7 protein-coding genes are annotated in these 7,514 nt (G+C 66.9%); 1 reads left to right on the top strand and 6 read right to left on the bottom strand.

Going from position 1 to position 7,514, the window contains the following annotated elements; all coding sequences use genetic code 11:
• Positions 1–26 precede the first annotated feature (26 nt).
• Entirely contained in the window at positions 27–953 is a 927-nt protein-coding gene (gene yedA / locus AC1DOC_RS11770; protein ID WP_478079894.1) for a drug/metabolite exporter YedA, read from the bottom strand.
• A gap of 115 nt (positions 954–1,068) precedes the next feature.
• Between yedA and AC1DOC_RS11765 the strand changes: the two genes are divergently transcribed.
• Complete coding sequence (locus AC1DOC_RS11765; protein ID WP_012747254.1) at positions 1,069–1,566, top strand: Lrp/AsnC family transcriptional regulator; 498 nt, start codon at positions 1,069–1,071, stop codon at positions 1,564–1,566.
• Here the strand turns inward: AC1DOC_RS11765 and AC1DOC_RS11760 are convergent.
• From AC1DOC_RS11760 to meaB, 5 genes are all read right to left on the bottom strand, one after another.
• Positions 1,556–2,047, bottom strand: coding sequence for a VOC family protein (locus AC1DOC_RS11760; protein ID WP_436035747.1), 492 nt, complete (start codon positions 2,045–2,047; stop codon positions 1,556–1,558). The genes AC1DOC_RS11765 and AC1DOC_RS11760 overlap by 11 nt on opposite strands.
• Positions 2,044–3,072: a biotin synthase BioB gene (gene bioB / locus AC1DOC_RS11755; protein ID WP_436298375.1), complete on the bottom strand. Its 1,029-nt coding sequence runs from the start codon at positions 3,070–3,072 to the stop codon at positions 2,044–2,046. Before bioB ends, AC1DOC_RS11760 begins: the two co-directional genes overlap by 4 nt.
• The gene (accC, locus tag AC1DOC_RS11750) at positions 3,072–5,120 is read right to left on the bottom strand and encodes an acetyl-CoA carboxylase biotin carboxylase subunit (protein ID WP_026283787.1); all 2,049 of its coding nucleotides are present in this window, start codon (positions 5,118–5,120) and stop codon (positions 3,072–3,074) included. The genes bioB and accC overlap by 1 nt, the downstream gene beginning before the upstream one ends.
• A gap of 20 nt (positions 5,121–5,140) precedes the next feature.
• Positions 5,141–6,685: an acyl-CoA carboxylase subunit beta gene (locus AC1DOC_RS11745; RefSeq protein ID WP_007828159.1), complete on the bottom strand. Its 1,545-nt coding sequence runs from the start codon at positions 6,683–6,685 to the stop codon at positions 5,141–5,143.
• A 40-nt stretch (positions 6,686–6,725) separates the two neighbouring features.
• Positions 6,726–7,514: methylmalonyl Co-A mutase-associated GTPase MeaB (gene meaB, locus AC1DOC_RS11740; protein WP_478129832.1), on the bottom strand; the 789-nt coding region annotated here is incomplete at its 5' end.

The following is a 7,514-nucleotide window of genomic DNA, read 5'->3' as shown; positions in this document are numbered from 1 at the left end:
GCCCGGGCACCTGAACGGCACGAGCTTCAGCCCTCTTTCGCCTTCTGCGGGCGCTTGAAGAGCAGCAGCAGAACACCGGCCAGCACCACGGCCACCGCATACCACTCGAAGCGCGTCACGGTCTCGTTGGCAATCCACACGCCCAGCAGCATCGCAATCACCGGATTGACGAAGGTGTAGCTCGCGGCCAGGGCGGCGGGCGCCCTTGCGAGCAGCACCATGTAGGCGTTGAACGCGATCAGCGAGCCGAACACCACGAGGTACAGCCAGGCGGCTGCCGCCTCGGGCTGCGGAGGCCACACCAGTTGTTCGCCGGAGAGCGCCGAGAGCACCAGCAGCACCACACCGCCGCAGATCATTTCGCTCGCGAAACCCATCGCGCCGGGCGCGAGCGGCAGGCTGCGCTGGCTCAGCACGCTGCCCATCGACCAGCAGACGCAGGCAATGGAAATTGCCGCCAGGCCTGCTGGCGACGACTGGAAGCCGCTGCCCTGCGTCAGCATCAGCACGCCGATGAGCCCGAGCGCAATGCCCGCCGCCTCCAGCCGCGTCGGCTTCACGCCCCAGATCAGGTTGAGCAGCGCAATCAGCAGCGGCACCACCGCGATGAAGGCCACCACCAGCCCGGAGCCGATCGACACCTCGGCATGGGCCGTGCCGCCCATGCCGCCACCCAGCATCAGCGTGCCGACCACGAGGGCATTGCGCCACTGCAGGCGCGAAGGCCAGGCCGCGCCGCGCCAGCGCATCCAGGCGGCGAGCAGCACGCCCGCGAACAGGAAGCGCGAGCCCATCTGCAGGAACGGCGCAAAGCTGATCAGCGCGTACTTGATCGCGAGATAGGTCGAGCCCCAGACCACCCAGGTGGCGGCCAGGCAGAGCCACAGCAGCGGCGGCAGCGCGGTGCGCGCAGAGCCGGATGCGGCTCGGGCGGGGGATGCGAGAGTGGGCATGGCGATGTTGTCTTGTTGGTATGGAAACGCCGTCCATGGTATGAAAGCAATCTTCTTGCAACCATGCACATCTCATGGTTCTTTGCGTTTCATACCGTCGATTTGAAGGAGTGGCATGGACTTCAGCTTGAACCCCGCGCTGGACGCGCACGACACCCGCATCCTGGCCGAACTGCAGGCCGATGCGCGGCTCACCATGGCCGAGCTCGGCCGCCGCGTGCACCTGAGCCAGCCGGCCGTGACGGAGCGCGTGAAAAAGCTCGAGGCCGCGGGCGTGATCAGCGGCTACCGCGCGACCGTGAACCTCGGCAAGCTCGGCTACGGCATCCGCGCGATCATCCGCGTGGGCCGCGCCGACTATGCGCGCGTGGTGGAACTGGTGCAGCAGACGCCCGAATGCGTCAACGCCTACAACGTGACCGGCGACGACAGCTGGATCCTGGAGATCGCCGTCATCGACGTGAGCCACCTCGATGCGGTGGTCACCAAGTTCTGCATCCTCACCGAAACCGCCACCTCGATCATCCTGAACCCGGCGCGCGAGCACCAGCCAATGCTGCCGCCTCAGCGCTCGGACGTGAAGCCGCCTATCAGGAAGGTGCTCAACGCGTAGCGGCCAGCGCGCTGAAGGCGCTCACCACCTCGGGCGGCGCCTGAACCATCTCGATCAGCACGCCCTCGCCCGCGATCGGGAATTCGTCATTCGCCTTCGGGTGCAGGAAGCAGATGTCGAAACCCGCCGCGCCCTTGCGGATGCCGCCGGGCGCAAAGCGCACGCCCTGCGCGGTGAGCCACTCGACGGCCCTGGGCAGGTCGTCGATCCACAGGCCCACGTGGTTGAGCGGCGTGGTGTGCACGGCCGGCTTCTTCTCGGGGTCGAGCGGCTGCATCAGGTCGACCTCGACCTTGAACGGCCCGCTGCCCATTGAGCAGATGTCCTCATCGACGTTCTCGCGCTCGCTCTTGAAGGTGCCCGTGACCTCGAGCCCCAGCATGTCGACCCAGAGCTTCTGCAGGCGCAGCTTGTCGGGGCCACCGATGGCGATCTGCTGGATGCCCAGCACCTTGAAGGGGCGTGCGGCGGCGGTGATCATGCGGCGCAACCTTCCGGCTGCTCCTGCACCTGCCGCGCATTGAGGCCGAGCTTGCGCAGCAGCACCGTGTCGGCTTCGACGTCGGGGTTACCGGTGACGAGCAGCTTGTCGCCGTAGAAGATCGAATTCGCGCCGGCCATGAAGCACAGCGCCTGCACCGCATCGCCCATCTGCTGGCGGCCCGCCGAGAGCCGCACGCGTGCGGTCGGCATCGTGATGCGCGCGACCGCGATCATGCGCACGAAGTCGAAGGGATCGACCGGCTCCGAATCGGCCAGCGGCGTGCCGGGCACGCGCACCAGGCTGTTGATCGGCACCGACTCCGGGTACGGATTCAGGTTGGCCAGCTGCGCGATCAGTCCCGCGCGGTGCACCGGCTGCTCGCCCATGCCGACGATGCCGCCGCAGCACACGCTGATGCCGGCGCTGCGCACATGGGCCAGCGTGTCGAGCCGGTCCTGGTAGGTGCGCGTGTCGACCACGTCGGTGTAGTACTCGGGCGCGGTATCGAGGTTGTGGTTGTAGTAGTCCAGGCCCGCGGCCTTGAGCTGGTGCGCGTGGTGCGGCTCCAGCATGCCGAGCGTGGCGCAGGTCTGCAGGCCCAGCCCCTTCACGGCCTCGACCAGCACGGCCACCTTCTCGACGTCGCGGTCCTTCGGCGCGCGCCATGCGGCGCCCATGCAGAAGCGCGTGGCGCCGGCGTCCTTGGCGGCCTGCGCGGCGCGCACCACCTCGTCGACTTCCATGAGCTTCTGCGCCTTCACGCCGGTGTCGAACTCGGCCGACTGCGGGCAGTAGCCGCAGTTCTCGGGGCAGCCGCCGGTCTTGACCGAGAGCAGCGTCGCCAGCTCGATGTCGCCTTCCGGGAAATGCTGGCGGTGCACCGTCTGCGCCTCGAACAGCAGGTCCATCAGCGGCTTGTCGAGCAGGGCCTGAATCGCTTCGACCGTCCAGGGGCCTTGCGGCGCCACGGCCTTGGCGGGCCGGTGCAGCGTGATCGTTGTTTGCAAGTCGTTGGCACCCATCAGTTGAACTCCAGAATGATTTGATCGACGGCGAGCGATTCGCCCTTGCCCGCCGAAATCTTGCCGACCACGCCGTCCTGCGTGGCGAACAATACGTTTTCCATCTTCATGGCCTCGATCACGGCCAGCTTCTCGCCGGCGCGCACCTGCTGACCCGGCTGCACCGACACCTCGACCAGGAGGCCCGGCATCGGCGACATCAGGAACCTGCTCAGGTCGGGCGGCGCCTTGTAGGGCATCAGTTCGAGCAGGCGCGCACCCAGGGGCGACAGCACCATCGCCTCGATCTGCGTGCCGTCGTGGGACACGCGCAGCGCCAGCGGGTTCTTGCCGGCACCGCGCTCGACCTGCGCGGTGAAGGGCCGGTCGTTGACCATGCCCTGCACGCGAATGGCGCCGAGCGCAAAGCCGCTGTCGATCTTGTAGCTCTTGCCGCCCACGGCCACGGCGCTGGCGCCGGTCTTGCCATGGAAGTCGGTGACCGACACCGGATGGTGCACATGCCTGCCCTCCGGCCCCAGCTCCACCACCACGAACTGCTCGCCCACCTTCACGCCGTGGCCTTCGAGCTGTCCGCTGATGCCGGAGGCCCGCGCGCGATAGCGGCGGTGCACATAGGCCGCAAGCGCAATCAGGAAAGCCGGATCGGCGTGCGGCACGTCTTCCGCATGGAAGCCCTTGCCGTAGTGCTCGGCGATGAAGCCGGTGTTGAAATCACCCGCCACGAACTTCGGATGCGCGAGCAGCGCGGCCTGGAACGGGATGTTGCTGCTGATGCCGCGGATCACGAAGCCGTTGAGCGCCTCGCGCATGCGGGCAATCGCATGCTGGCGATCCTTGCCGTGCACGATGAGCTTGGCGATCATCGAGTCGTAGTACATCGGGATCTCGCCGCCGTCGTACACGCCGGTGTCCACGCGCACGCCGTTCAGGCGCTCGGTGTCGGCCGCGAACATGGTCTCGCCCGGCGGCTGGAACTTCACGAGGCGGCCGGTCGAAGGCAGGAAATTGCGGAACGGGTCCTCGGCATTGATGCGGCACTCGATGGCCCAGCCGTTGCGCTTGACCTGTTCCTGCGTGAGCGGCAGTTCCTCGCCGGCCGCCACGCGGATCATCAGCTCGACAAGATCGAGCCCCGTGATGCATTCGGTCACCGGGTGCTCCACCTGCAGCCGCGTGTTCATCTCCAGAAAGTAGAAGCTCTGGTCCTTGCCGACCACGAACTCCACCGTGCCCGCGCTCTGGTACTTCACGGCCTTGGCCAACTGCACCGCCTGCTCGCCCATCGCACGGCGCGTGGCGTCGCTGATGAACGGCGAAGGCGCCTCCTCGATCACCTTCTGGTGGCGGCGCTGGATCGAGCATTCGCGCTCGTTCAGGTAGATGACGTTGCCGTGCGAATCGCCCAGCACCTGGATCTCGATGTGGCGCGGCTCCTCGACGAACTTCTCGATGAACACGCGGTCGTCGCCGAAGCTGCTCAGTGCCTCGTTGCGGCACGAGGTGAAGCCCTCGAAGGCCTCCTTGTCGTTGTAGGCCACGCGCAGGCCCTTGCCGCCGCCGCCGGCCGAGGCCTTGATCATCACCGGGTAGCCGATGTCCTTGGCGATCTCGACCGCGCGCTCGGCCGTCTCGATGGCGTCGTTCCAGCCCGGGATGGTGTTGACCTTGGCCTCGTTCGCGAGCTTCTTGGAGGCGATCTTGTCGCCCATGGCCGCGATCGAATAGTGCTTGGGTCCGATGAAGGCAATGCCCTCTTCCTCGACCTTGCGCGCGAAGGCCTCGTTCTCCGACAGGAAGCCGTAGCCCGGGTGCACCGCCTCGGCGCCCGTCTGCTTGCAGGCCGCGATGATGCGGTCGGCCTGCAGGTAGCTCTCACGGCTGGGTGCGGCGCCGATGTGCACGGCCTCGTCGGCCAGCTCGACGTGGCGGGCTTCCTTGTCGGCATCGGAGTAGACCGCGACGGTGAGGATGCCCATCTTCTTCGCGGTCTGGATCACGCGGCAGGCGATTTCGCCGCGGTTGGCGATCAGTATCTTCTTGAACATGTTCTTCTTCTCCGTGCCGCTCACAGTGGGATGTTTCCGTGCTTGCGCCACGGGTTCTCGAGCTTCTTCTCGCGCAGCATCACGAGCGAGCGGCAGATGCGCTTGCGCGTCTCGTGCGGCAGGATCACGTCGTCGATGTAGCCGCGCGCGCCCGCCACGTAGGGGTTGGCGAACCGCGCCTTGTATTCCGCTTCGCGGGCGGCGAGTTTCTCGGGGTCGTTCTTGTCCTCGCGGAAGATGATTTCCACCGCGCCCTTGGCGCCCATCACCGCGATCTCGGCACGCGGCCAGGCCAGGTTGACGTCGCCGCGCAGGTGCTTGGAGGCCATCACGTCGTAGGCGCCGCCGTAGGCCTTGCGCGTGATGACGGTGATCTTGGGCACCGTGCACTCCGCATAGGCGTAGAGCAGCTTGGCGCCGTGCTTGATGATGCCGCCGTACTCCTGCCCCGTGCCGGGCATGAAGCCGGGCACGTCGACAAAAGTGACCACCGGGATGTTGAAGGCATCGCAAAAGCGCACGAAGCGCGCGGCCTTGATGCTGCTCTTGATGTCCAGGCAGCCCGCGAGCACCAGCGGCTGGTTGGCCACGATGCCGATGGTCTGGCCTTCCATGCGCGCGAAGCCGATCACGATGTTCTTCGCGTAGTCGGGCTGCAGCTCGAAGAAGTCGCCGTCGTCCACCACCTTGAGGATCAGCTCCTTGATGTCGTAGGGCTTGTTGGGGTTGTCGGGCACCAGCGTGTCGAGCGAGTAGTCGGGCCGGTCGGCCGGATCGCCCTGGCCGTTGTTGCCCAGGCGCACCGGCGGCTTCTCGCGGTTGTTGAGCGGCAGGTAGTTGTACAGGCGGCGCAGCATCATGAGCGCCTCGACGTCGTTCTCGAACGCCATGTCGGCCACGCCGCTGCGCGTGGTGTGGGTGACGGCGCCGCCCAGCTCTTCGGCCGTGACGCTCTCGTGCGTCACGGTCTTCACCACCTCGGGGCCGGTGACGAACATGTAGCTGGAGTCCTTCACCATGAAGATGAAGTCGGTCATGGCGGGCGAGTACACCGCGCCGCCCGCGCACGGGCCCATGATCATGCTGATCTGCGGCACCACGCCGGAGGCCATCACGTTGCGCTGGAACACRTCGGCATAGCCGCCGAGCGACGCCACGCCTTCCTGGATGCGCGCGCCGCCCGAATCGTTGAGGCCGATGACCGGCGCGCCGACCTTCATGGCCTGGTCCATCACCTTGCAGATTTTTTCGGCATGCGCTTCGCTGAGCGCACCGCCAAAGACCGTGAAGTCCTGGCTGAACACGAACACCAGGCGGCCGTTGATCATCCCGTAGCCCGTGACCACGCCGTCGCCCGGGATCTTCTGCTCGGCCATGCCGAAATCGACCGAGCGGTGCTCGACGAACATGTCCCATTCTTCAAAAGTGCCGTCGTCGAGCAGCAGCTCGATGCGCTCGCGCGCCGTGAGCTTGCCCTTGGCGTGCTGCGCGTCGATGCGCTTCTGCCCGCCGCCCAGGCGCGCCTGGGCGCGGCGCTTTTCGAGTTGTTCGATCAGTTCTTGCATGGTGTGCTTCCGAAGCTGTGGTCCTGAATTTGGTGTGGGGTCATGGCCTGGCGGTGATGGCGGCCGCCGCAAGCAGCTGGCGCGCCGCCGTCGATGCGGGCAGCGCGCCCTCCGCCACTTGCTGTGTGAGCTGCGGCAGCAGTTCGCGCACCTGCGCGTGCTGCCTGAAGGCCTGCTTGAGCCCGGCGTCGATGCGTTCCCACATCCACGCGGTGGCCTGCTTCTCGCGGCGCCTGGCGAGCTTGCCGTTGGCGCTCTGCAGCTGCCTGAATTGCGTGACGGCATCCCAGAAGGCGTCGACGCCCGTGCCGGCCAATGCGCTCAGCTGCAGCACCTGGGGCAGCCAGAAGCGCACCTGTGCGCCGCTGTGCGCGTCGTGCGCCGCATGCGCATGGTCCGGGTTGCCCTGGTGGCCGAAGAGGCGCAGCGCCGAGGTGATCTGGGCCTGCGCGCGCGTCGCGGCGTCCTTGTCGATGTCGGCCTTGTTGATGACGACGAGGTCGGCCAGTTCCATCACGCCCTTCTTGATGGCCTGCAGGTCGTCGCCCGCATTGGGCAGCTGCATCAGCACGAACATGTCGGTCATGCCGGCCACGGCGGTTTCGCTCTGGCCCACGCCCACGGTCTCGACGATCACGATGTCGTAGCCTGCGGCCTCGCACACCAGCATGGCCTCGCGCGTCTTCTCGGCCACGCCGCCGAGCGTGCCGCTCGAGGGGCTGGGGCGGATGTAGGCGCGCTCGTGCACCGAGAGCCGCTCCATGCGCGTCTTGTCGCCGAGGATGGAGCCGCCCGAGACGGTGGACGAAGGATCGATGGTGAGCACCGC

It is taken from the genome of Variovorax sp. 01T439_2 (assembly GCF_056398445.1).
Note: the sequence above shows the minus strand (reverse complement) of the source record. Positions and strands in the feature narration are given on the sequence as shown.

What these genes read in the sequence shown, in the direction of transcription:
- yedA (WP_478079894.1), bottom strand. Translation starts at nt 953, where the DNA reads ATGCCCACTCTCGCATCCCCCGCCCGAGCCGCATCCGGCTCTGCGCGC.
- AC1DOC_RS11765 (WP_012747254.1), top strand. Translation starts at nt 1,069, where the DNA reads ATGGACTTCAGCTTGAACCCCGCGCTGGACGCGCACGACACCCGCATC.
- AC1DOC_RS11760 (WP_436035747.1), bottom strand. Translation starts at nt 2,047, where the DNA reads ATGATCACCGCCGCCGCACGCCCCTTCAAGGTGCTGGGCATCCAGCAG.
- bioB (WP_436298375.1), bottom strand. Translation starts at nt 3,072, where the DNA reads ATGGGTGCCAACGACTTGCAAACAACGATCACGCTGCACCGGCCCGCC.
- accC (WP_026283787.1), bottom strand. Translation starts at nt 5,120, where the DNA reads ATGTTCAAGAAGATACTGATCGCCAACCGCGGCGAAATCGCCTGCCGC.